The following is a 24349-nucleotide window of genomic DNA, read 5'->3' as shown; positions in this document are numbered from 1 at the left end:
TCTTTTCTGTTCTACCATCGCGCCACTACAGCGCCAAATCGTCCCGGTGGATCAATACGGCCCGGCCCGGATAGCCCAGCGTCGCCTCGATTTCTGACGATTTGCGGCCTTTGATCGCGTCTGCTTCCTGCGCGGTATACCGGCTGAGCCCTTGCGCCAATCGGCGCGCGGAGAGGTCCAGAATGGCCACCGGATCGCCGCGACCGAAATCCCCGGTCACTTCGACGATCCCGGCAGGCAGCAGGCTTTTGCCGTTTCCAAGCGCCTGTGCGGCTCCTTCGTCCACGACGATCTCGCCCCTGGGCTTCATCGCCGAAATCCAGCGTTTGCGGGCAGCATGTGGGTCAAGGGTAGCGGTGAACCAAGTGCAATTCGCACCTTCTTCCAGCAGTTTCAAAGGGTTCAGAGGCGAACCTTCGGTAATCGCCATATCACACCCGGCTGCCGTGGCCATCTTGGCAGCCAGCAGCTTGGTCTTCATGCCGCCCTTGGACAGGCCCGATCCAGCATCACCTGCCATTTCTTCGATCTCAGGTGTGATCTCACTGATCACGTCATAACGCGTCGCCGAAGCATCTTCGTTCGGGTTGCCGGTATAGAACCCGTCTACATCCGATAACAGGATCAGTTGATCCGCACCGACCGTCACAGCGATCTGGGCTGCAAGGCGGTCATTGTCGCCGTATCGGATTTCGTCGGTGGCAACTGTGTCGTTTTCATTGACGATTGGAACGACGCCGAGCCCCAGCAGGGTTTCCAAAGTCGCACGTGAATTGAGGTAACGGCGACGGTTCGCGCTGTCTTCCAGAGTGACGAGAACTTGCGCCGTGGTGATCTTGTGAGGCGTCAAAGCCTCTTCATAGGCGCGCGCCAACCGGATTTGACCCACCGCAGCAGCGGCCTGTGATTGCTCAAGCGGCAATGTCGCCATTGGCAAATCCAGAACTCCGCGACCCAGTGCAATCGAGCCCGACGAGACCAGAATTACATCTGTCCCCTGCCCTTTGAGCCACGCCACGTCCTGAGCCAGAGAATGCAACCAGTCCGACCGCAGCAAACCAGTGTTCCGATCCACCAGCAAGGCGGATCCGATTTTGACCACCAGTCGTTTGGCCGAGGTCAGGGTTGCCAAGTCTTCGTCTCCTCAACGGGCTTTTGCCGCAGACGATTTTCGTCAATCTGTGTCCGCAGGGCACGCAGCACCTCGGTCACACCCAGATGAGCAACGCCGGACATGGTCATGACCGCACCGCCAACAGCCTCTTCCAGTTCAGCCTTCTTCAACGCCAGTTCTTCTTCGTCCAGTGCGTCGGCCTTGTTCAACACAGTAATCCGAGGCTTTTCGGCCAATTCGCCGCCATACGCCTCCAGCTCGTGAATGATCGTGCGGTAATCATCGGCAACGGTCTCAGACGTTCCGTCGACCAGATGCAGCAGAACCGCACAGCGTTCAACATGGCCCAGAAAACGATCTCCGATCCCCCGCCCTTCATGCGCGCCCTCGATCAAACCGGGAATGTCGGCAACGACGAATTCGACGTTGTCAACGCCCACAACGCCCAGATTGGGGTGCAGAGTGGTAAACGGGTAATCGGCAATCTTGGGACGCGCGTTCGATGTGGCCGCCAGAAATGTGGATTTGCCCGCGTTGGGCATGCCCAGCAGACCCACATCCGCAATCAGCTTGAGTCGCAGCCAGATGGTCCGGTCGATGCCCGCCTGCCCCGGATTGGCGCGGCGGGGTGCCTGGTTGGTGGCCGATTTGAAGTGCAGGTTGCCGAAACCGCCGTTGCCGCCCTTGGCCAGCAATACCCGCTGGCCGACCTCGGTCAGGTCGCAGATAACAGTCTCTTCGTCTTCGTCCAGAATCTCTGTGCCCACAGGGACGCGCAGGATAATGTCATCGCCATCCTTGCCGGTCCGCTGTTGACCGCGACCGGGCTGACCGTTCTTGGCAAAGAAATGCTGCTGATAGCGGAAGTCGATCAGGGTGTTCAGCCCATCCACGACCTCGGCCCAGACAGACCCGCCCTTACCGCCGTCACCGCCATCGGGACCGCCGTATTCAATGTACTTTTCGCGCCGAAAGCTGACGCACCCGCCACCGCCGGCCCCGGACCGGATGTAGACCTTTGCAAGATCGAGAAATTTCATGTGTGTCCCCTACTGCAAAGGCCCCATCGGCCACAAGTCAGAGTTTTTTGCTGTATGTCCAGGTGGGCACGTTTGCATCGCGCGCCACCGAATAGCTTTCGGCATCACCAAGGTATTCAAACCCGCAATGGGTCAGTACCCGGGCCGACGCCGGATTGTCCTGAAACACGCTGGCAAACATTGTCGCGTTTTCCAGCGGGTTGGCCAGAACCAGCGCCTCAACCGCCAGCGAGGCTATGCCCGTGTTCCAATAAAGCGGCGCGACCCAGTATCCTACCTCGGACTGGTTGCGGTCCAGCCGCTTCAGCGAGATCAGGCCGATCAGTTCGGGACCACCGTCCTTGGTGGCATCCATGACCCAGACGTCCTCATCACGATCATCCGCCATCGAACGGGTGATAAAGGCCTCGGTGGAACCCGGTGCCAGTGGATGTGCGATGCTGGTGGTCATGCGTGCAACACGCTCATCGCCCGCATAATGTTCGATAAGTCCCAGATCCGAACGGCGCAAAGGGCGCAGATCGAAGCGCTCGGTTTCAATGACCGGCTGATTTATTATTGCCTCAAGTTTCATGAGTGCGTTCCTCCTCCGAACAACACAAAAAGTACGGACGCAACGGTGAGACTCGCTAACGTCCACATCAGATATTTTTCAACAGGCCGTCCTTCAACCACGTGGGCAATTCTATCTCCGGCAAATGTCCAGATCGGATGCAATATCACCTGACAGATCAACAAACAGAGAGCGATCGTGAGCGTTGCGTCAAAGCTGGATGTCCCCGTGGCAACAAAGCCCGTAAAGCCAGCAATGATCATCGCCCACGCCTTGGGATTAAGCGGATGCACAATCAGCCCCGCCCAGAACCCGGGAACTTCACTGGCCGTGTCCTGCAGAGAAAGTCGAAGGTTGGCAATTTTCCACGCAAGCCAACAGATATAGGCGGCTGACGCGTATTTCAGAATGGTGAAGGCCATCGGCGCCTGATCCGCCAATTGCAACAGGCCAAAGCCTACAGGCCAGATGATCAACTGCTTGCCCAAAATCACGCCCGCCACAAATGGCAGTGCTGCCCGAAAACCGTATCGCGCACCCGTACCCAGCAGAACCATGTTGGCTGGTCCCGGCGTGCCGACCTGGCTGGCGGCAAAGATAAGGAAACTGGTGGTTGCGACTGCCATCGGTGGGTTTGATCAAGACTGCGTTAAAACGAGAAAGGGGACCGGCACTTTGTGCCGGTCCCCCATGAATTTTTCTTAAACCTTCTGGGTTTCGGCTTACTCTGCGGCCTCCGCCACTGGCAGGACCGAAATAAAGGTGCGGTTTTTCAGTCCCTTGTGGAACTTCACGGCGCCATCGACAGTTGCAAAGATGGTATGATCTTTGCCAATGCCTACGCCTTCGCCCGGCCAGAACTTGGTGCCGCGCTGACGCACGATGATGTTGCCTGCGATGGCTGCTTGGCCACCGTACAGTTTCACGCCAAGGCGGCGACCAGCTGAGTCGCGACCGTTACGGGAGGAACCGCCAGCTTTCTTATGTGCCATTCTCTCTCTCCTTAGCCTTTGGCCAGCTCTTTGGCCTGCTCAACCCATTCGGGTTTCACTTTGACCGTTTCGATAGCAGCAATCTGCTCGTCCGACAAGGCGGCCAGAGCGGCAAAGCTCTCGATACCGGCCTCATTCAGCTTTTTGGCAGCGGCGGGGCCTACACCAGTCAGCGCTGTCAGATCATCGGCGGCAGCAGCAGCGGCAGGTGCCTCTGCTTTGGCTTCAGCTTTCTTGGCAGGCTTTTTTGCCGCCGGAGCAACTTCGCCAGCCGGAGCCGAACCGGTTGCAGCTTTGATGCCAGACTTGTCAGCGCCCGACGACAGGATGTCGGTGATCTTGACCAGAGTCAGTTTCTGACGGTGGCCAACGGTACGCTTCGAGCTGTGCTTACGACGGCGTTTGACGAACTTGATGACCTTGTCACCTTTGATCTGTTCGATCACTTCGGCCTGTACGCCTGCGCCTTCGACAAACGGTGCGCCAACAACCGGAGCGTCACCGCCCAGCATCAGAACATCGTTGAATTGAACTTTTTCACCTGCGTCGGCAGCCAGTTTTTCAACACGGAGCACATCGCCCGCCTGAACCTTGTACTGCTTGCCGCCAGTCTTGAGGACCGCAAACATGCGTCTTTCCTTTTCAAACCCGCGTTCTGTGGTCCCCTTTCGGGTGTTTTGGCCTCAATTGCTTGAAAGCCACCTCGAACAGCGCGCCCTTTTCGGGCTGTGTGAAGACCCGGGGCTTGCCCATTGGGTCAATAATAACGAGACCCGGCGCGGAAGAACCGGCCGGGATGCGCGCTTATCCATAGAATACCGGGGGAAGTCAACATGAAATGCAGACCTAAAGATCCGATCCCTTCAGGACCTGAGATACCGCCAGACCCAACCGAAAATAGATCTCGTCATACATCAGGTCAAAGCTTTCAAATACGGCGCTATTGATTGCCCTGCCCGTTTCCGTGCGTGAGAACGCGATATTCTCGCGCATCTGGGCATCGTTAAGGGGTTGATAGGCTAGCAGAAGAAAAGAGTAGATCCAGGTCTCTGTCTCCTTGGTCATGCTTTCCTTTTCGTACAGAAGCTCGGCCAACAGATCAACGTCAAAGGTTCCGGTGCTATCGCTCAACCCGCGAAAAAAGTTGTAATCGGCACTGATGGCATTGCGAACATTCTGTTCAATCAGGTCATTGACCTGAATGAACTCGTCAACAAGCCGGAACAACTCAGTATCGCGATCACCGAAATTATAGGTGTCACGCGCCATTTCTTCGATCGCTTCATCGGCAATAGCAACACGGGCAGAGTTTTCAAGCGTTACGATGGTTTGCCCCAAGTCGCTTTCAAAGAACACAATCGCGCGGTCCAACTGGCTGTCGGTCAGATTCTGGCGAAACGTTTCGACGAACTGGCTTCGCATCATTTCGGCGTCATAAATTCGCTCAACCTGAGCGTCGAACAAAGGCCCGCCAGAGTTGTTCAGGAAGGAGCCCTGGAGGTCCTGCCCCAGTGTGGTGCCTTCGTCTCGCAGGATATCTATGACCTGATCCAGCTGCATGGCCAGTATCAGGCGTTCAACCTTGTCTTCTGCCCGTAAGGGCAAAGCCCAGACGAAAAGAAAAAAGAGTGCTGCAACCAGCCGCATCAGATGTCCTGAGCGGGGTGCAGGTCAGCCATCCGAGCGGCCAGAACTTCGAATTTCATCGCCATGATTTCGTATTGGATTGCGTTCAGCAACTCGTAAACTTCCTGCATCAGCGGCTCCTCCAGCGCTTCGGCATAGGCGATCACATCCGCATCTGAGAAATCCTGATAGGTATAGGCCGCTCCGGCCAGCGCAGACAGCTGCAACGCTTGCCGCATTCCGGCTTCGTTCTGTTTCATCATCTGCCGAAGTTCATCCGCATTCAATTGCAGTTCGATCACTCCCGAGGCACTGGCGGCCAGAAGAAACCGCAGCTGAATCTCTTGCAGTGCCCGCAAAGCCGTCCCACTGGAATCGATAGCCCTGTTCATTCGCTTGAGACTTTCAACTCGTTTTGACCCCTGCTGAATCAGCTCGGCCACAATCTCCTGCCCTTCCAGCTGCTTCGCATCTTCGTCCTCGATCATGTGAGAGTCATTCTCGGCCTCTACCAGTCGCTGGCCCAGATCAGAGGCATAAAATTCCACGGCATGCGCCAGCGCTTCATCACTGAGCGTCTGTTCCAGAATTGAAACCGCGGTCTCGTGCATGTCTTCGGTATCGAACACTTCTTCGGTCAAACGGGCCCAGTCAGAGCCGAACCCGCCCGGGTCGATTCCGAGCATTTGAGGCGCAGAGGCCGATGCAAGAGCGATGCTTTCAAGAGCCACATCAAAACCGGTCGTGGTCAAAAAAGCCTCAATACGTTCGCGACCGGCGGCAGCGGACGGCGAGGACCACGCGGAAAGCGCCAGTAGCAACAGTGAACAAGGCAGAGCGATGCGGTGAACAAGATATGTCATGTTTAGAAGCCTAGGCGTTTTGCGCCGACAGGCAACGGAAAATCCCGTCTTGGTGAATTTCCGGAATTTTCTGCTTGCACCCCTGCCCGTTCCTCACTAAATCCCCCCCTCACAGACCCCCGCGGAGAGGTGCCGGAGTGGTCGAACGGGGCGGTCTCGAAAACCGTTGTGGGTGCAAGCCCACCCAGGGTTCGAATCCCTGTCTCTCCGCCACTATTTTCCATTAGTATATTGAATATATTTGAATATTTTTGCGAAAAAATGGTTTACTCCCCCATTTTAGCCCGCCCCATAGAGCAAGCTATCTATGCAAATTCAGTTAGGAAGATGCGAGCGGTTATCGACTATGAGCTTAAGCGTCTCTGATACTGCCAATAGCTGCAGCCTCACTCGAATGCTTATGCCATGCAGCGGTTCACATGGAAATTAACGTTGGGACTTAACTATTGGTGGCGGTGTAGGAATTGTTGTTGACTCCAATACGATTGAAGTACACTGCTAGCTTTCGGTGCGAAAAATTTTGTTTCCTTTCTAGGCTCGGGTACCTGTATCGACGATTCCTTCAAAGCTAGCAGGACCGCCACGCCATGGCCCTGCACTCCACTTTTCTTTTAGAAATTCCACCCACACGTCTCGGTTCGTTCGGTTAGCAGTGTGCAATCTCGATTTTGAATTCAGGTGACTGAAGGCAGAGTGTGACGGAAGCCATTCATCATCCGAAACCGTAAACCTGAAGTCCTTCGAGTGTAATCGATTTCTAAGTACACCAACGATGTTGAAATTGATGTGGTTTGCGTCTCTCAAGAATATGTCGGCTGCGTTGCAGCACGCAGAAAACTCGTTGTAAAGGAGTAACTCGTTTTCCGCGAAGCCAAATACCAGCCCCTTTTTTCGGCAAGTCTCTTCAAGGTGTCTAGTCGAGGTTTCTTGTATTCGGTCGGAAGAATGAACTCTCGTCCGATCCGAACAGCACCTATATATGAGAGCAGCAGCTTGTCTGCCTTGGCTTCCAAATCTCTTACATAGCGACGTAACGTATCAAGGCGGTCGCGGGCCTCTTCCGTGAACAGAATGAGCCAGGGCCGCGTGACGTCGTATTCGTTCGTTACTATAGGGTGGCAACGCCCTTGGTCAGGGCCGAACACTACGCAACCGCCCCACCCCGCTCAAGCAAAGTTATTCTGACAAGGCCTTCCTGACTTGGGTCTGCTGACGGTTCCCATTTTTTTGAGAACGTCGCGTCCGGGTCATTTGCCCACGTGCCTCAAAATTAATTGTCAGACTAAAATTTTTTGAAAGCCGAACATACGCTCAATTCGGAAGCTTGTTTAGTTCCATCGAAGGTCTGCTTGGCGAGACAAGGCCATTAATGACAGTGTAACGGGTTTTTCAAACTTCTTCTTTAATTAGCATCTAGTTACTGCTTGCCACCGAAATTTCAAAATAACCGCAGAGCTCACGCTCTATCGAGTTTGCTCGTTTCCCCGAATGCCAAGCTCACCAAATAACTGGCGAGCCAAATTCAGATGATCTGCAGCTTCTGTGTTATCCCATTTCGCGCTGAGGTGGCCAAGCCTGAGGTGGCATTGTGCTGCAAGCGGACGCATTTCAAGATTTTTCGAAAGCCTCAAAGCACTCTCATAGCACTTCCTTGCGTCGAAATCTCCGCCTTCACCCGTACCGTTCGAGATTTCACCCATAACAAACAAGCCGAAGGCTTCGTGACCGCGTTCACCACGACTTTGCGCGATATCCAGCGCTTGCGCCAACCGTCTCGAAGCATCTTCGGGGCGCCCTGCCTTCAGGTATCCCAATGCCAGTTGCATGAACACAAGCGACTTAAACAGCCCGAGACCAATGTCATTATACAAATCGCAAGCCTGTTCGAGGCGCGCTATGCCTTCGTCGATCTTACCAGATAGAACCTCAGCAAATCCAAGAAAGCCGTTTGTGAATGGGGAAAGATAAGTCAGCCCCCAGGTATTAATGACAGAGCTGGCATTGCTGAGCGTTTCAATAGCACCGTCTATGTCACCGCGCACAATCTGATAGTAGCCAATGTCATAGCCGATATGTGCCCGGTTGAACGGGTTGTCTTGGCGGTCGGCAAGTGCCTCGGCTTGTTCAGCGAGTTGAGCGGCCTGTCCGAAATCACCACGCTCGGCGTAAGACCAGACCAGCCACGACCGGGCGATTATTGCGGGTGCAAACGGAAGACCGCATTTCTCAAGGGCGGCCTCACCAGGTAGCGCGGAAACAACTCGTTCGAAATAGTTCTCGGCCGTACGAAGTTCACCGGAGGTTACGTAAGCACATCCCAGATAGAAGTTGGCTGCTACTTCGAGGGGTCGGTCACCCAAGTGTTGCGCAATGTCCCGCCCGCGTTCGGCAGCCGCCTTCGACTCGGCCGAGCGGCCAACTTGCCAAAGACTGGCTCCGCGGTAAACGGAAACCCAACCAAGACACAAATTGTCTTCAAACGCGATGGCCAGTTTCTCGGCTTCGTCGAGGGGCCCAAGAATGGCTCCGAATTGGCCAAGCGCCCAAAGTACGTTCCGTAACGAAAATCTCACTTCTATAGCGGCAATAGCTGCTTCGGCGTCCATGTCGAGATTTTTGCTCGCGTCCAGCGCGCTTCGGAATTGGCCAGCCGCCTCTCGAAGGGCTGAACGGCCCACCGCATCTTCACCAGCTCGCCGAAATTCTCTGAATGCACGTGGCCAGTCTTCACCCATAGACGCGTGATGAGCCACGATAGCTGCAATCTCGCCTTTCCTATTGGAGTGCTTGCTTTCAAGTAAATCCGCAAATGCACAATGCAATTCCTGACGTCGGCTTTTTAGCATTGTCGAATAGGCAGCATCCTGGACCAGTGCGTGCTTGAACATGTAGCTTGCCTCAGGTGGAATTCCCCGCCGCAGGACCAGACCAGAATTCACAACGTTCTCAAGTTCAAGGTTGCAGTCGAGATTGATCTCTTTGGATAGGCCTACAATTTCCTCATGGTCAAATTCGCGCCCGATCACAGATCCGACCTGTGCAATCGCCTTGGCCGCACCAAGCCTGTCCAAGCGCGCTGAAAGCGACGTCTGAAGCGTGGCAGGAGGCGCTTTTCCACCATCCGAACCTGCTTCCTGAAAGGCCTTGGTCAACTCCTCGACAAATAGGGGGACTCCATCAGCGCGTTCGACGATTTGTTTGGCCGCTTTTGCATTCAGGGCATCCCCCGAAACGGCATTGATGATCCTCAGGGATTGTCGGCGACCGATCCGGCTCAATGATATTTCATGCCAATAGCTGCAGTCCTGCCAGTCAGGTGAAAACTCCGGGCGGTGTGTCAACAACAACATGATCGGCACCTCGGCGATTGCCTCAATCAAATTGCGAAGCAGTTCGAGTGTTGTGGGATCAGCCCAATGAACATCTTCAAAGACAATGATGATAGGGTGCTGACGGCTCATTTGCAGCACCTGGTCTATCAAGCAACCAATTGTCGCCTGGCGTAACTGAACTGGTGGAAGATCCAGTTCGTTGTAGCGCCCTTGTGTGGGAATTCTTAACAGTGATGAGATCAGAGGCATGCTTTTTACAAGCGGGCAGTCCGTGAGCCCCAGGATATTCTCCAGTTTTTCGAGCTGTACCGCATCAGAATCCTGATCTGCGATTCCCGCCGCCCTTCGCATACCGGTGATCACTGGAAAAAGAGCGCTGTTGGTATGGTGAGGGGAGCATTGATAACGGTAACCAAAGCGCCGATCTCCGGCGATTTCGTGTCGCAATTCTTCGACCAATCTGGATTTGCCGATTCCCGGGTCTCCGGACAAAGTAATAACCTGTCCCGATCCCGTTTTTGAGAGGCTCCATGTGTCGCGGATAAGCTGCAACTCAGAGGACCGGCCTACCAATGGTGTGAAACCTTCGAACTGGGAAGCTTCGAAGCGCGTTTCGGCTGCCGACTCTTCTCCAACACGCCATGCTTGTACCGGCTCGTCAAACCCTTTCAACTCATTCAGGCCAATGTCTTCAACTTCAAAACGACGCCCCAAGAGTTGGCGCGTCAATGGACCGACTACAATCTCATTGGGCCGCGCCAGGCGTTGAAGCCGGTCGGCCAGTCCAGGAGTCGCACCAATAACAGCGGCATCGTCATTCATGACATCGCCCACAATTGTGCCAATTACAACTTCCCCACTGGCCGCGCCGGCACGTGCCTGGAGTTGCCGTCCATCCCGCGAACGAATTTCCTGAATAGCCGCAAAAGCGTCCTTAGCTGCCCGTACCGCGCGCTCGGCTTCGTCTTCGTGCGCCTCGGGCCAACCAAAATATGCCAAAACCCCATCGCCGAGAAACTTGGCTACATAGCCTTGATACCGCAGCACAGCGGACACAATCGCCGATTGATACCGCTTTATCAGGTCCCGCATCTCTTCGGGATCGAGCTGTCTGGAAAGAACAACGGAATCTACAATGTCCACAAACAGAACAGTGAGAAGACGACGCTCAGGCTCGGCCTCCGTTACTGAGCCTTTGTCAAACGCTTGCGCAGATGGCGATAAGGCTGCAAGCAAACGACGCCGGTGGCCAAGGCTAAAACCTAGCTCTCTCAGGTCCTCGTCGTTCAGATGGCGCAGAGTCTCCAGATCGACGTCATTTTCATCCAACAACACCGCGTAGCGCTCCAGGCCGATAGCGCTTAACCAGTCGTGCAATCGTTGATCCACGACGCCCTCCCGCCAAAATCTGCTCTAATACTGTATCACAACTTCGTAATTTGTCTGGCGTTTTCGTTGATCAATCCATTGGCTTGGATTGTGTCGCACATGCACAAGTTCCTCAGGATCGGCGGTAGAAAATCTCCATTGGACTTTTTGCGTCAAATTCTTCGAGGTCGATACGGGCTCGAAACAAGGTAGCGCACAGCTTTCTTTGAAGATTGAAACCCGTCGTTTCTTGGGAACAATCAAATCCCGACGGATGTGTTTCTAAGTCGTTCCGTAATCTCATTCGCAGCTTTGACGACTGACGCGGCAAGGCGTTCAAGCTTGTTATCGGGAAACCTGTTGGTGGGACCCGAAATTGAAACACCCGCAATCACATTTTCCAACGTATCAAAGACGGGTGCCGCAATACATCTCATGCCGGGAAAGCGCTCTTCATTGTCCAGCGCCCATCCTCGTTGCCGGGATACTCTCAGTTCCGCCTTCAGTAGCTGTTTGTCTGTAATGGAGTTTGACGTCTGACGAACTAACGTCAGAGGAACTAAGAATTTGTCAAGCACGGCTTCTTCCATAAATGCCATGATGGCCTTTCCGACACCGGATGTATGAAAAAAAGCATCGGTCCCGTTCTTGAAAGAAGCTCTGATCGGGTTTTCGGACTCAACCTGCATTAGGTACAGAAGCTTGCCATTTTCTTCGGTGGCCAGATTTACTGTCTCGCCGGTTTCTTTCGAAAGCGCTCTCATCACGGATGGCGCGACATCGAGCAGACTTGACCCTTCTTCAAAAGCGCAACCGACCCGGTAGGCTTGAGGCCCAATCCGCCATTTGCCACGATCCGCGTCATGCACGACCATGCCACGCCGCTGCAATGTGCTAAGTATTCTATGCGCAGTTGCAGCTGGAATTGCCGTGACTTTAACGATCTCAGCGAGGCTTGCAGCTCGGGTATCCGCTAGAAAAATCAGGACACGAATTCCACGATCAAGTGCAACAACCGGTGAGTTGCCGGGCCTCGCAGCGCTCTTTTTCTGCCGTGGGCGCCCCCGGTGTGCAGTGGTGGATTGTTCGGTCATAATCAGGGCAACCATTGCTCAGTTTCTTATTTTGAAACTCTATCTTGTCTGTATCTTTGAAAAAATGAAAATTAATAAATGTCATATTTTCAGTATGTTATCAGAAATTCGCCCCCTCATTCGAAGGCGATTCCAAAAAATTTTGAGAATTTGGAATTCTGACTTATCGTTAATCCTATCCGCTGGAGGGCGGATTGGTGCCAATACCGAAACGATATCGGAGACGGCCCAGAAACGGGAGGAAACATGACAAAATCATTGAACCGCAGAAGTTTTCTGCGTGGATCGGCCGTTGTGGGTGCCGGGGCACTTGCCGCACCCGCAGTCCATGCGCAGGAAGGAACCAATCTGAAGATGCAGGCTGCTTGGGGTGGGGGCATCTTTCTCGAGAATGCGCAGTCATATGTGAACCGCGTGAACGAGATGTCGGGCGGCAAACTGACGATTGAACTTTTGCCTGTCAACTCGGTCGTAAAAACAAGTCAGATGCAGGACGCGGTTCATCGCGGTGTCCTGGATGCTGCGCATTACGTTCCGGCTTATTGGTATTCCAAGTCCAAGACTGCGTCTTTGTTTGGCACTGGTCCCTGCTTTGGGTGGTCCAGTCAGGAAGTTCTGGGCTGGGTGAACTATGGCGGCGGTCAGGAGCTGTTCGACGAGCTGATGGGGATACTCGGCCTGAACGTTGTTTCGTTCTTTAACTCGCCTATGCCGGCGCAGCCGCTTGGTTGGTTCAAGGAACAGATCACAAGCGCGGATCAGATGAACGGTCTGAAGTATCGCACTGTCGGTCTTGCCGCGGATGTTCTGCTTGAGATGGGTATGTCGGTCGTGCAATTGCCGGGGGGTGAAATCCAGCCAGCGATGAAATCAGGTCTGATTGACGCGGCCGAATTCAACAACCCAACGTCAGACCGCGACTTTGGCATGCAGGATGTGTCCAAACATTATCATCTGGCCTCATTCCACCAAAGTCAGGAGTTCTTTGAGGTCACCTTCAACAAGGACAAGTATAACGCGCTGGCCCCTGAACTTCAGGCAATTCTGAAATACGCGTCCGAGGCCGAGAACTCCAACTTCTACTGGAACAACACCAAGCGTTATTCCGAAGACCTGGTAACGCTCGAGGAAGAGCAAGGCGTCAATGTTTATCGCACGCCGGACAGCGTAATGCAGGCACAGCTTGATGCCTGGGACGTTGTGATCGGGCGGATCGCAAACGAAGATCCCTTCTTCGCCAAGGTTATCGAAAGTCAGAAGGCCTATGCGAAGACCGTGATGAACTACCTCAACCTGAACCAGCCTGACTACAAGCTGGCTTACAAGCACTATTTCGGCTGAGGTCTGCTGTTTTCAAAAGGGGGAGTCGCGCGTGGCGCGGCTTCCTGAATTCCGGGCGGAACAGGCGAGGAACTGGCCTTGATCAAGACAATTCACGCCATCGAAGGGCTAAGCCAATGGGTCGGCAAAGCCTTCGGTTGGTGCATCCTTATACTGACACTATCCGTGTCCTACGAAGTGTTCGTCCGCTACGTGCTGAATAAGCCGACCGTCTGGGCGTTCGATATGATGGTTCAGATGTATGGCGCATTGTTCCTGATGGCCGGAGCCTATGCGCTGGCGCAAGACGCGCATGTCAGAGGGGATGTGCTGTATCGGTTGTTTTCTGTTCGTTGGCAGGCGCGCGTGGACTTTGTCCTCTACATTCTATTCTTCTTTCCGGGCATGTTCGCCCTGTTCTGGTATGGGTGGGAAATCGCCCAAGACAGCTGGCGTTACGAAGAGGTCAGCTGGAACAGCCCCGCACGCATTCAGATCTACTTTTTCAAAACTCTGATCCCGGTCGCAGGTTTTCTGCTGATGTTACAGGGTTTTGCGGAAATGGCCCGATGCTGGCTGGCTATGCGTGACGGTGTCTGGCTGCAACGCCTGGACGACGTGCGCGAAACCGAAGACATGCTGATGGGAGAAACCATCGACAAGATCCGGTCCACCGGTACCGACGATGGAGGCCGCAACGATGACTGATCCTCAAGTCGCCATCTTGATGCTCAGCCTCTTCATTGTCCTTGTACTTCTTGGATTTCCGATTGCGTTCACGCTGTTGGCCATGGGTGTTGGCTTTGGGTATTACGCCTACTACCAGTCCGCGCCGGAAAGCATCGCGGACATTTTCAACAACAACATCTTCTACCTGCTGAACCAGAACACTTATTCGGTGATGGAGAACGATACGCTCGTCGCTATCCCGTTGTTCTTGTTCATGGGATACGTCGTAGAAAGAGCCAACATCGTCGATCGGCTTTTCTTCTCTCTCTATATGGCAGCGCGTAACTTGCCGGGCTCGCTCGCCATTGCGGCACTACTGACGTGCGCAGTGTTTTCTACTGCGTCCGGAATTGTCGGAGCGGTTGTCACTTTGATGGGTCTGTTGGCGTATCCGGCCATGGCGAATGCCGGGTATCAGCGCAGCTTTGCCGCGGGAGTTATCTGCGCTGGCGGAACCTTGGGGATTCTCATTCCTCCGTCGATCATGCTAATTGTCTACGCTGCGATTGCCGAGCTTTCGCCCCTCCGGCTGTACGCAGCGGCGGTGTTTCCCGGGTTACTGTTGGCAGGTCTCTACATCGTCTATGTGATGATACGCGTCTGGTTGAACCCATCGCTGGCTCCCAAACCGCAAGAGGAGGATATCCCGCCCAAACGGCAAATTTACATGGATCTGCTGGTGTCCTTTGTGCCGTTGACCGTGTTGATCATGTTGGTTCTCGGCTCAATCCTGGGCGGCTTGGCGACCCCTGCCGAAGCGGCGGCAATGGGGGCCTTGGGCGGTCTGGTGCTTGCAATGCTCTATCGGTCGCTGACCTGGGACAAGGTCAAGCAAAGTGTCTTTCTGACGGCCAAGGCCACTGCCATGGTGTGTTGGTTGTTCGTTGGTTCATGGACCTTTGCATCGGTCTTTTCGTACCTTGGGGGACATGATGTGATCGAGCATTGGGTGGTGGGTATGAACCTGCAACCCTGGCAGTTCCTGATCCTTGCGCAGCTGATTATCTTCCTGCTGGGCTGGCCGTTGGAATGGTCTGAGATCCTGATCATCTTCGTGCCCATCTTTTTGCCGATGCTGGATACATTCTCAGTGAACCCGTACTTCTTCGCGATGCTGGTGGCGCTGAACCTGCAGACCTCTTTCCTGACACCACCCATGGCGATGTCAGCCTATTACCTGAAAGGGGTTCTCAAAGATCAGATCCAACTGATGGAAATTTTCAGAGGTCTGATGCCTTATCTGGCCATTGTGATCCTGTGCATGGTGCTGATGTACCAGTTCCCGGGAATCGCGCTGTGGTTTCCTGATTATCTGTTCGGAGTGTGGGTCCCATGACGAAACATGATTTGTCCTTACTCTCGGCGGTCCAATCCGCCGATGCCATCCGCACAGGCCGCATCACATCCGAGGCGTTGGTAGAGGCATGTCTGAAACGGATAGAAGGGACCGACAGCATCATACACGCCTGGACCTATCTGGATGCCGGCGTAGCGCTTGACCAGGCCCGTGAAATGGACCGCATTCGCAACGCCGGGCGTGCAACCGGGGCGCTGCATGGGGTGCCTGTCGGCCTCAAGGACATTGTCGATACAAAAGACATGCCGACGCAATGTGGAACGTCGATCTTTGCTGGTCGGCAGCCAGCCTCGGATGCAAGATTGGTCGAACACCTTCGCGAAGCTGGTGCAGTGATCATGGGCAAAACCAAGACCACCGAGTTTGCCTTCATGCATCCGACCGACACCACCAATCCTTTTGATCCAAACCGAACTCCGGGCGGGTCATCCAGTGGCTCGGCGGCGGCTGTGGCGGCGCGGCATGTCCCTCTTGCGATTGGGACACAGACAGGTGGATCGGTCATCCGCCCGGCGTCGTTTTGCGGGGTGTACGGTTTCAAACCTACGCGCGGCACGATATCGCGCAGCGGCGTTTTCAGGACATCTGTCTCGTTGGATCATGTTGGCGGTTTTGCAAATACGTTGGAAGACATCGCGTTGTTGACAGACGTTGTATCTGGCTACGACCAAACCGACCCGGCCAGCTTTTCAAGGCCCCGAGCAAACATGCTAAGTGGCGCGCAGGCCGAGATTCCCATCGAACCCAATATCGCATGGTTGGATTTCCCGTTTCACGACCGGCTGGACGCGGAAACAATTGACGGGATCAATGCAGTTATTGAAGGCTTGAACGGACGGGTTGAACGCTTTTCTGCGTCACCTCAACTGGCTGATCTCATCAACGTTCACAAAACGATTTACGATTACGAAATGCGTCAGAACATGGCCGATTTATCGACGACGCATTGGGCCGAGCTCAGCCAGGAAATGCAATCCGCGATCACTCGTGGGGCGGAGATTAGTGAGATGCAATATGACGATGCTTTGGCGGTCATGGCCTCCGCGCAAAGCTTTTTTGCAGGCTATTTCAACGATTTCGACGCAGTCCTGGCCCCAGCCGCCACTGGCGAGGCCGTGCCGCTCAGCGCCGGGCACACCGGGGACTCGGTCTTTTGTTTGCCATGGACGCTGGCGGGCCTGCCGTGTCTGACGCTGCCCTTGTTGGTTGGAAAGAACGCCTTGCCAATTGGTGTGCAAATGATTGGCGCGATTGAAGAAGATGACCGCCTTCTGCGCACTGCGTCATGGGTCCAGCGCAGCCTTGTCGCACATGAACAAAAAGGAGAGTAAACGTATGTCACGACTTACAAACATTCTCATGGGAATTATTGGCACCGGCCTGATGATGGTATTTGTTCTGGGTCTGGCGCACAGCATTTCGACCGGATTTGCCGGCTTCTGGGGCGGGTTGCCGTTCGTGTTGATCGCAGTCTTCGTGATTGCTTTGGCGTTATACAACCTCTGGGAAGACGCCATCAAAAAGGACTGACATCATGGCCGAGAAACCAGTCCTGTGGCTCCCGCGTCGGGTCTCTGACGCAACTGTCGCCCGTGCACGACGGGACTATGAGGTTATCCTGAACGAAGCGGACACGCCCGGCACCGCGGATGAGATCATCTTGATGAGCGCCAGTGTCGACGCGATGATGCCGTGCCATTCCGAGCATTTCACGGCTGAAGTGGTTTCACGCCTCGATCCGCGTCTGAAAATCGTCGCAAACCACTCGGTCGGTGTAGATCATTGCGACTTGCCCGCTCTGTCAGCCAAGGGCATTGCCGTGACGAATACACCAGATGTCCTGTCTGATGCCACTGCAGAGCTGGCGATGCTGTTGATGCTGGGCGCCGCGCGGCATGCTGTCAGGGGCGACCGTCTTATGCGAACGGGCGAATGGGATAGCTGGAGCCCCTCTTTCATGGTCGGCACGCAAGTTACGGGTGCCCGTCTTGGGATTGTCGGCATGGGCCGCGTGGGTCAAGCATTTGCTGCAAAGGCGCGCGGTTTCGATATGGAAGTCCATTATTTCAACCGGACCCGTTTGTCGCCGGATCAGGAAAATGGCGCGATTTACCACGAAAGCATCGACAGTCTGTTGCCTTTGGCTGAATTCTTGTCGCTTCATTGCCCGGCAACGCCGGAAACTGTGGATTTGATGAATGCCGAACGGATCGCGGCACTGCCCGACGGGGCGGTGTTGGTGAACTCCGCCCGGGGCGCTCTTGTGAACGAGAACGCGTTGCTACACGCCATCGAAACCAGGAAATTGGCTGCGGCCGGCCTTGATTGTTTCAAGACGGAACCGGGTGGTAATCCCAATTTCGCGACGCACGAAAACATCTTTATGCTTCCGCACATCGGCAGCGCCACGTCCAAAACCCGCGATGCCATGGGCTTTCGCGCACTGGACAACTTAGACGCGTTCTTCGCTGGTAAGACACCAAGGGACCTTTTGTAGAAAAGGACCCTTAAATGGCAAAAGTTGCATTTCTTGGCCTTGGTGTAGTGGGGTATCCAACGGCTCCTCGCGCTTCCCCAAGTGCACAAGGACTGTGAAATCCTGACATTTGAGGAAGCCTGAAACGTGCCCCGTATAGAAATCGATAGCATTGGACCGCGCGAGCTTCTCGAAAATGTGCTCTATGGTGAAAATACGTTACGTGCGACCGAGAATATTGACATCTCGCCTCTCAAGATCGGAAGTGAACCCGTCTTTATTCGAGCGTTGACCACAATCAAAAAGGTTGCCGCAAAAGCCAACGGCGAGATTGGCTTCGTATCGCCCAGGCGCTCTGAGGTCATCACCCACGTTTGCGTTGAGATTATTGGGAGTCAGCGCCACCCGTGCCCTTCAGATCATGGGGCATACAGCAGGACAATGTAAGCACGTAAGTCCCAATGACCACGTCAACACAGGGCAAAGCACTAACGACGTTGTGCCAGCCGTCGTGAAACTGGCGGTTTTGGAGAAGGCCCCTGCCCTCGTGGCGGCTCTTGGCCATTTGGCCGATGTGCTGCAAGCGAAGGCGGATGAATTTGCTTTCGTGCTGAAGATCGGCCACACCTGATGCAGGCGGTTCAGCCGATGACATTAGGAAAAGAGTTTAGTGGCTACGCGGCAGCCGTGAGACGCGCGCAGGACAAACTTGAGGCTGCAGTGAGAGACTTGCAGGTTCTGATTTTGGGAGGCACGGCGATAGGCACAGGGTTGGTGACAGCCAGGCTACAAAAAGCTGTCTACCAATATCTTTCAATCGAGATCGGAAAAGAGCTACGCCCGGCAGTGAACATGTTTGACGGGATGTAAAATTCAGACAGTATTGCGCGCGTTTCATCGGAATTCCGCATTGCAGCCGAAGTAATCGGAAATATCTGCCTTGATCTGATAATTCTGTCTTCCGGAACAAAACCGGGCATTTGTGAGATCAAATTGCCAGCTGTCCAACCCGGTTCTTCTTTCATGCCGGCAAGGTGAATCCGGTCCTTCCGATGATGATGCAACAGGTAGCCTATGCTGTGGTAGGCAAGGATGCAGCCGTGTCGCTTGCCTCATTTGGCGGAAAGCTTGAGATAGACCATTTTAAGCCGGTGATCGCCTCGCGTATGTTCGATAGCATGAAGCTTTTGACCCGCGGCAGCTTGGTCTTTGCGGACATATGGATCATGGGCATTGTCGCTCTGGCAGAGCGGGGTTTGGAAAATCCGATCGGGCCTTCGGCGCTCGCAATAGTCTTCGTGCCAAAATTCGGCTAGGAAAAACTCCTGAAAATTGCCAAGGAATCCGAGGCGAAAGGACAATAGTTTGTCGACGTCCTGATCGAGGTGGATTTGCTGTCCAAAGAGGAAGTGATCAAACCCTGAAAAAATGGTCAAATTAAATCGTTGGGGAAGTTAGAGTCCAGGGTGCTAACTCGTAGCGAAGATCGAAGTTTGCTCCAATCCAGCAGGTGCCCTGAGAGCATTTTGCACGACCATCATTGTAGAATGATGGTGTTGCGGTGTTCTTCACTATTAGATGCAAGCAACCTCGTGAAATGCAAAGGCACTCTACGCTTGAATACTAAGTTAAGAATCCTCGGGATATCAAAAAAGTGCACACCAGATTAAGCCAAAAATTATGACTCCTTTCTATGCCAACCCATGCTGGGAACTAGGTCGAATTTGCTTTTGAGAGAGTCGCCCCACCCCATGCTTTATAGGAGTCAAGCTCTCTGAAAATCTGCTAAAAACGGTCTCGAGAACCGATGTAGATGCAAGCCCACACAGCGTTCGAATCCCTGTCTCTTCGCCACATTTTTCCAAAGTTGCTTCCTTAAACTGACGTTTTGTCGGGCAGGATACAGGCATTGCCTTAACGCCCGATACCTGACGGCGTGATATTGCCATCTACCTGCGGCGGATAGGCATAGCATGGCTCAATGCCCCGTTTTGAAAAGAACTTCCGCGATTTCCCCTTTGAATCCCGCTAGCCTTAACCCATCTCGGCGACACATTCCCAAAGGAGAGACACATGTCGCGTACTATCTTATTAGCTGTAGTCATCGCCGCCGTTGGCGCCGGTATATATTATTACGTTAGTCAACCCGAACCCACACCGGCCGAACAATTGCAGTCGGCAGCGCAGGACGCTGGTGATGCCGTGAGCGAAGCGGCTGATGCCGCAACCGATCAGGCCGCCGAAGCGGCCTCGTCGATCTCTGAACAGGCATCCGATGTTGCAGAGCAAGCCGGGCAGGCAGCGACCGACCTGGCCGATCAGGCCTCTGACGCCGCTGAGCAGGCCGGTCAAACGGCAACTGATCTGACAAACCAGGCTGGTGAAGAAGTCGCCTCACTAGCAAACCAGGGTCAGGATTTGTTCAATTCATGGATCGCGGACGGAGCACTGACTCTGGACAACTTCGACTACGACACGATGGTTGCTGCGGTTCAGGAAAGCACGTTGGCGCAGGATCTGAAAACTCAGGCCATTCAGATTCTGGATGACATCAAGGCGTCCCCGGAAACGATTGCAGTTAAAATTCAGGAACTTCGGGACCTGATGACCGGGCAATAAGTCAATCGGGCTGCCCGCTTTGGGTGGCCCGCTCTATCCATGTACCGCAAGGTCCGTCCCATTAGTATTTTCGGTCACCGGATTATGTCTCTGCCAATTTGTCTCTCAGTTAACGGACTGAGAGCAACAAATCTTGTCAATTACCGCTTTGCCCGAATCATGGTCGGGGCCTTCTTATGCGAAACAATGTTTCGGGATAGCTATTGCTCCTTTGTCCGCCATACCCTGAGCAGCCGGCAGAGGTGCCGAAAAACAGTGACGACCGGGTGCTAATCGCGCCATAGTAGAACAAAGCCCCGGAGTTCGGAGGTCACCGGGGGCGCTGAAAGCCGGGTTTACCGGCATGGGAGGGTGGATTTGGATAACGCGCAGCTGCTGATCAGCGGGCTGGCGAATGGCTGTGTCTACGGCCTGATCGCTCTTGGATTTGTATTGATTTACAAGGCGACTGAGGCGGTGAACTTCGCGCAAGGCGATTTCATGATGTTGGGCGCCTTTGTCTCTATCGGTCTCACGAACACTGAGTATATGGGCCTCCCGTTCTGGCTCGCTTTACCCATTTCACTGGGGATCATGGGGGCACTTGGGTATTTACTGGACCGCCTGATCATCCGTCGGCTGTTTGGAGAAAGCCAAACTGCTGTAGTGATCCTGACGATTGCTCTGGGCTTTGTGATCCGGTTCGCGGCCGGGCTGATCTGGGGGCATGAACCGCAAACGCTGCAGAACCCTCTGGCGGGAAAAGAGGTCCGTTTCGGCGGGCTGGTGCTGGGGATGGAGGATGTGGCAGTGATTGTCGTTACCGTGCTGCTGACCTGGGGGCTTTACGTCTTTTTCAGCCGGACAAAGTTGGGTCTTGCCATGCAAGGCGCGTCTCAGAACCAGTTGGCGGCCTATTATATGGGTATCCCGGTCAAACGCGTTCAGGGGTTTATCTGGGCTTTGGCCGGTGTTGTTGCGGGCATAGCCGGGATCCTGTTTGCGGCGAAGGGAACTGTTGACCCGACCACCGGCCTGCTGGGGATCAAAGCATTCGCGGCTGCGGTCATTGGAGGGTTCGGCAGCTTACCGGGTGCGTTGGCCGGAGGGTTGATTGTCGGCGTGATCGAACCTTTCGCCAGCCGCTATATCGCTGCAGGTTACAGCCAGATCGCGCCTTATGCCCTGTTGCTCGCGGTGTTGATCTTCTGCCCAAACGGGCTGTTCAGTCAGGTTCTGGTCAAGAAGGTCTAGGCCCATGCGGATCGTGTTCAAAACCGACTACATGCAGGACATCCGGCCCTGGAAGGATAGGTACCAACTGTGTTTCTACCTGATCCTGTTAGTCGTGGTAGCCACTGCCCCCTGGTGGCTGGACGACTTCTATCTGGGCGAACTTACGAACGTTCTGATCTGGGCCATTGCCGGGTTGGGCCTGATGGTGCTGACCGGCCATACAGGTCAGGTCAGCCTGGGTCACGCGGCGTTTCTGGCTTTTGGCTGTTATGCCAACGTTATCCTGATAGAGGCTGGCGTGCCCTTTCTGATCGCTTTCCCACTGGCCGGCATCCTGACCGGGGTTGCCGGGGTAACGGTCGCCGTCCCTGCCCTGCGCCTGCATGGTATTTACCTGGCTATCTTTACGCTGGCGCTGTCGATTCTGATGGATGACGTCATCGTACTGGCCGAGCCCATCACCGGCGGCGTGGCGGGCAAATACCTGGGCGGCATTGAGATATTCGGCCATCTGGTCGACCGCTGGGCGACACCGGATCAGTTCTTCTGGCTTGTATTGGTCGTGGCCGTCCTGGTTACGTTGGGCTACATCAACCTGCTGCGCGCGCCACTGGGGCGTAGCTTTATCGCCGTGCGCGATTCCGAGGTTTCGGCGCAAGCGATGGGTGTCGATATCGCGCGGACCAAGATGATCTCTTTTGCTTTGTCTTGTGCAGTGACCGGCTGGGCCGGCGCGCTGATGGGGATGTATGCCGGGGCGTTCAACAACGAAACTTTCAGCGTTGTAATCTCAATTCAGTTGCTGATGATGATCGTGATCGGCGGGCTGGGCTCGATCCATGGCGCGTTTCTGGGCGCCATCATCATCGGGTTCTTGCCGCAGTTCCTGTCGATCTCAAAGGAATATGTGGGCGCACTGTTTGGCAGTAATACAGTTGCAATTCCCGGCCTCGAGTTTGGCGTCTTCGGCATGATCCTGATTGCTTTCATCCTGTTCGAGCCGATGGGAATGTACGGTCGGTGGCTGAAAATCCGTACCTGGTTCGAGCTGTTTCCCTTCTATCGCAAGGACATGTTCAAGCGGCAGAAATCCTACCTCAAGACGGAGCGGCTGAGATGAGCCTGCTTGAGTTCGAGAGCGTCACGCTGAAATTCGGCGGTTTGACGGCAGTGAATGACCTGTCCTTCACTGTCGAAAAAGGTGAAGTTTTCGCCATAGTTGGGCCGAACGGCGCGGGCAAATCCACAGTTTTCAACTTGATTTCTCGGTTCTACGATCCCTTCGCCGGGATGATCCGATTTGACGGGCATGATCTGTTGCAGGTCAAACCTTCCGGCGTGGCAGCATATGGCGTAGCGCGGACATTCCAAAATATCGAACTGTTTGAGCATGCCACCGTATTGCAAAACCTGCTGGTCGGACGGCATCGTCATCGCCGGACAAACCTCCTGTCGGAAATCCTGTTCTTGCCGTCCACCCGTCGGCAAGAGATCGATAGTCGCGAGAAGGTGGAAGAGATCATCGACTTTCTCGACCTGCAAGCCTTCCGCGACAAGTTGATTTCCGGGCTGCCTTATGGCGTCCGCAAAGTCGTCGAAGTCGCGCGTGCGCTCGCCACCGATCCAAAATTGCTGCTGTTGGACGAACCGGCCTCGGGGCTTTCGGTCGAGGAAACGACCGATATGCGCTGGTGGATCGACGATATCCGGCGGCAGATGGGGATCACGGTGGTGATGGTCGAACACGACATGGGGCTGGTCACGCGCGTCTCCGACCGGGTTCTGGCTATGGCTGACGGCGCAAAGCTGACGCTTGGCACACCCTCTCATGTGCAGTCCCACCCGGCGGTGGTCGCGGCTTATCTGGGGAAAGCTTCATGAGTGACCCCATTCTGACCATCCGAAATGTCGAGAGTTTCTATGGCCCCATCATGGCCATTCGCGGCGTTTCGCTTGACGTAATCCCGGGTCAGATTGTCTCAATCCTCGGGGCTAATGGCGCAGGCAAGACAACTCTGCTGAAAACCATCTCGGGCGTGATGGATCCCGAAAAGGGTAAGATCACTTTTGACGGTGATGACATACAAGGGAGTGAGCCGCACAAGATCGTGCTAAAAGGTATTGTCCACGTGCCTGAAGGCCGTGAAGTATTTCCGTTGCTGACGGTTGATGAAAATCTCAGCCTCGGGGCCTTTACCTCGAACGATAAGGGCCAGATCGACCATGACCGTGATCTAGTGTTTTCCTACTTCCCCATCCTCAAAGAGCGCCGCACGCAGGAGGCCGGGACCCTTTCCGGTGGGCAACAGCAGATGCTGGCAATCGGTCGGGGTCTGATGGCCAACCCCAGGATCATGCTGCTGGACGAGCCGTCTCTGGGCCTGTCGCCGATGTTGGTGCAGGAAATCTTCGATATTCTGAAACGGCTGAACGACGAGCAGAACATGACCATGATGCTGGTCGAACAGAACGCAAACGCGGCCCTTGAACTCGCTCACCATGGGTATGTGATGGAGGTCGGGCGCATTGTGATGGATGATGCGGCGGATGTGCTGATTAAAACCGAGGATATTCAGAACTTCTACCTGGGCATTCAGGATGAAGGCGCACGTGAAAATCGCCGCTGGAAGCGCAAGAAAACGTGGAGGTGA

Annotated in this window: 22 protein-coding genes, 1 tRNA gene and 1 pseudogene; 14 read left to right on the top strand and 10 right to left on the bottom strand. The window is 54.6% G+C overall.

All coding sequences use genetic code 11. The annotated features are described in order from the left end of the window. Window positions 1-25: 25 nt before the first annotated feature. The 8 genes from proB to GOX66_RS06125 form a co-directional block, all read right to left on the bottom strand. Window positions 26-1132: a glutamate 5-kinase gene (gene proB, locus GOX66_RS06160; protein ID WP_170760631.1), complete on the bottom strand. Its 1107-nt coding sequence runs from the start codon at window positions 1130-1132 to the stop codon at window positions 26-28. Further along, the gene (gene obgE / locus GOX66_RS06155; protein WP_170760629.1) at window positions 1120-2154 is read right to left on the bottom strand and encodes a GTPase ObgE; all 1035 of its coding nucleotides are present in this window, start codon (window positions 2152-2154) and stop codon (window positions 1120-1122) included. The genes proB and obgE overlap by 13 nt, the downstream gene beginning before the upstream one ends. A 37-nt stretch (window positions 2155-2191) precedes the next feature. Continuing rightward, window positions 2192-2728 (bottom strand): GNAT family N-acetyltransferase, encoded by a 537-nt coding sequence (locus tag GOX66_RS06150; protein WP_170760627.1) that lies wholly within the window; start codon window positions 2726-2728, stop codon window positions 2192-2194. After that, window positions 2725-3333: a LysE family translocator gene (locus GOX66_RS06145; protein WP_170760625.1), complete on the bottom strand. Its 609-nt coding sequence runs from the start codon at window positions 3331-3333 to the stop codon at window positions 2725-2727. Before GOX66_RS06145 ends, GOX66_RS06150 begins: the two co-directional genes overlap by 4 nt. A 96-nt stretch (window positions 3334-3429) precedes the next feature. Next, a complete protein-coding gene (gene rpmA, locus GOX66_RS06140) occupies window positions 3430-3699 on the bottom strand; it encodes a 50S ribosomal protein L27 (protein WP_050602452.1) in 270 nt (89 codons plus the stop codon). 11 nt (window positions 3700-3710) lie between these two features. After that, window positions 3711-4328: a 50S ribosomal protein L21 gene (locus GOX66_RS06135; protein ID WP_170760623.1), complete on the bottom strand. Its 618-nt coding sequence runs from the start codon at window positions 4326-4328 to the stop codon at window positions 3711-3713. Window positions 4329-4545: 217 nt separating this feature from the next. Then, window positions 4546-5346, bottom strand: a complete 801-nt coding sequence (locus tag GOX66_RS06130) for a DUF2059 domain-containing protein (RefSeq protein ID WP_170760621.1) — start codon at window positions 5344-5346, stop codon at window positions 4546-4548. Next, complete coding sequence (locus GOX66_RS06125; protein WP_170760619.1) at window positions 5346-6188, bottom strand: DUF2059 domain-containing protein; 843 nt, start codon at window positions 6186-6188, stop codon at window positions 5346-5348. The genes GOX66_RS06130 and GOX66_RS06125 overlap by 1 nt, the downstream gene beginning before the upstream one ends. Before the next feature lie 123 nt (window positions 6189-6311). Between GOX66_RS06125 and GOX66_RS06120 the strand changes: the two genes are divergently transcribed. Continuing rightward, window positions 6312-6401: transfer RNA gene (locus GOX66_RS06120), tRNA-Ser, on the top strand. A gap of 1250 nt (window positions 6402-7651) precedes the next feature. On the opposite strand, the gene GOX66_RS06115 is transcribed toward GOX66_RS06120, so the two are convergent. Together GOX66_RS06115 and GOX66_RS06110 are read right to left on the bottom strand one after the other, a co-directional pair. Continuing rightward, window positions 7652-10909, bottom strand: a complete 3258-nt coding sequence (locus GOX66_RS06115; RefSeq protein ID WP_170760617.1) for an AAA family ATPase — start codon at window positions 10907-10909, stop codon at window positions 7652-7654. Window positions 10910-11148: 239 nt separating this feature from the next. Continuing rightward, a complete protein-coding gene (locus GOX66_RS06110; RefSeq protein ID WP_170760615.1) occupies window positions 11149-11997 on the bottom strand; it encodes an IclR family transcriptional regulator in 849 nt (282 codons plus the stop codon). Window positions 11998-12228: 231 nt separating this feature from the next. Between GOX66_RS06110 and GOX66_RS06105 the strand changes: the two genes are divergently transcribed. The 13 genes and pseudogenes from GOX66_RS06105 (at window position 12229) to GOX66_RS06050 (ending at window position 24349) form a co-directional block, all read left to right on the top strand. Further along, entirely contained in the window at window positions 12229-13323 is a 1095-nt protein-coding gene (locus tag GOX66_RS06105) for a TRAP transporter substrate-binding protein (protein ID WP_170760613.1), read from the top strand. Window positions 13324-13401: 78 nt separating this feature from the next. After that, the gene (locus GOX66_RS06100) at window positions 13402-14010 is read left to right on the top strand and encodes a TRAP transporter small permease subunit (protein WP_170760611.1); all 609 of its coding nucleotides are present in this window, start codon (window positions 13402-13404) and stop codon (window positions 14008-14010) included. Next, the gene (locus GOX66_RS06095) at window positions 14003-15367 is read left to right on the top strand and encodes a TRAP transporter large permease (RefSeq protein ID WP_170760609.1); all 1365 of its coding nucleotides are present in this window, start codon (window positions 14003-14005) and stop codon (window positions 15365-15367) included. Before GOX66_RS06100 ends, GOX66_RS06095 begins: the two co-directional genes overlap by 8 nt. Continuing rightward, window positions 15364-16719, top strand: a complete 1356-nt coding sequence (locus tag GOX66_RS06090) for an amidase (protein ID WP_170760607.1) — start codon at window positions 15364-15366, stop codon at window positions 16717-16719. Before GOX66_RS06095 ends, GOX66_RS06090 begins: the two co-directional genes overlap by 4 nt. 4 nt (window positions 16720-16723) lie before the next feature. Beyond that, a complete protein-coding gene (locus GOX66_RS06085; protein WP_170760605.1) occupies window positions 16724-16918 on the top strand; it encodes a hypothetical protein in 195 nt (64 codons plus the stop codon). A gap of 4 nt (window positions 16919-16922) precedes the next feature. Beyond that, window positions 16923-17885, top strand: coding sequence for a 2-hydroxyacid dehydrogenase (locus GOX66_RS06080; RefSeq protein ID WP_170760603.1), 963 nt, complete (start codon window positions 16923-16925; stop codon window positions 17883-17885). 400 nt (window positions 17886-18285) lie between these two features. After that, window positions 18286-18902, top strand: a pseudogene (locus GOX66_RS25760) (lyase family protein). Between the two features lie 14 nt (window positions 18903-18916). Beyond that, window positions 18917-19180 (top strand): hypothetical protein, encoded by a 264-nt coding sequence (locus GOX66_RS25560; RefSeq protein WP_214652570.1) that lies wholly within the window; start codon window positions 18917-18919, stop codon window positions 19178-19180. A gap of 757 nt (window positions 19181-19937) precedes the next feature. After that, complete coding sequence (locus GOX66_RS06070; RefSeq protein WP_170760601.1) at window positions 19938-20483, top strand: hypothetical protein; 546 nt, start codon at window positions 19938-19940, stop codon at window positions 20481-20483. Between the two features lie 357 nt (window positions 20484-20840). Next, entirely contained in the window at window positions 20841-21716 is an 876-nt protein-coding gene (locus tag GOX66_RS06065; RefSeq protein WP_170760599.1) for a branched-chain amino acid ABC transporter permease, read from the top strand. 4 nt (window positions 21717-21720) lie between these two features. After that, window positions 21721-22818: a branched-chain amino acid ABC transporter permease gene (locus tag GOX66_RS06060; protein WP_170760598.1), complete on the top strand. Its 1098-nt coding sequence runs from the start codon at window positions 21721-21723 to the stop codon at window positions 22816-22818. Continuing rightward, window positions 22815-23579, top strand: a complete 765-nt coding sequence (locus GOX66_RS06055) for an ABC transporter ATP-binding protein (RefSeq protein ID WP_170760596.1) — start codon at window positions 22815-22817, stop codon at window positions 23577-23579. Before GOX66_RS06060 ends, GOX66_RS06055 begins: the two co-directional genes overlap by 4 nt. Continuing rightward, the gene (locus GOX66_RS06050; RefSeq protein ID WP_170760594.1) at window positions 23576-24349 is read left to right on the top strand and encodes an ABC transporter ATP-binding protein; all 774 of its coding nucleotides are present in this window, start codon (window positions 23576-23578) and stop codon (window positions 24347-24349) included. The genes GOX66_RS06055 and GOX66_RS06050 overlap by 4 nt, the downstream gene beginning before the upstream one ends.

The sequence above is a fragment of the Ruegeria lacuscaerulensis genome (assembly GCF_013031245.1).
GTDB lineage: Bacteria > Pseudomonadota > Alphaproteobacteria > Rhodobacterales > Rhodobacteraceae > Ruegeria > Ruegeria lacuscaerulensis_C.
This window is presented reverse-complemented; position numbering and strand designations above follow the sequence as displayed.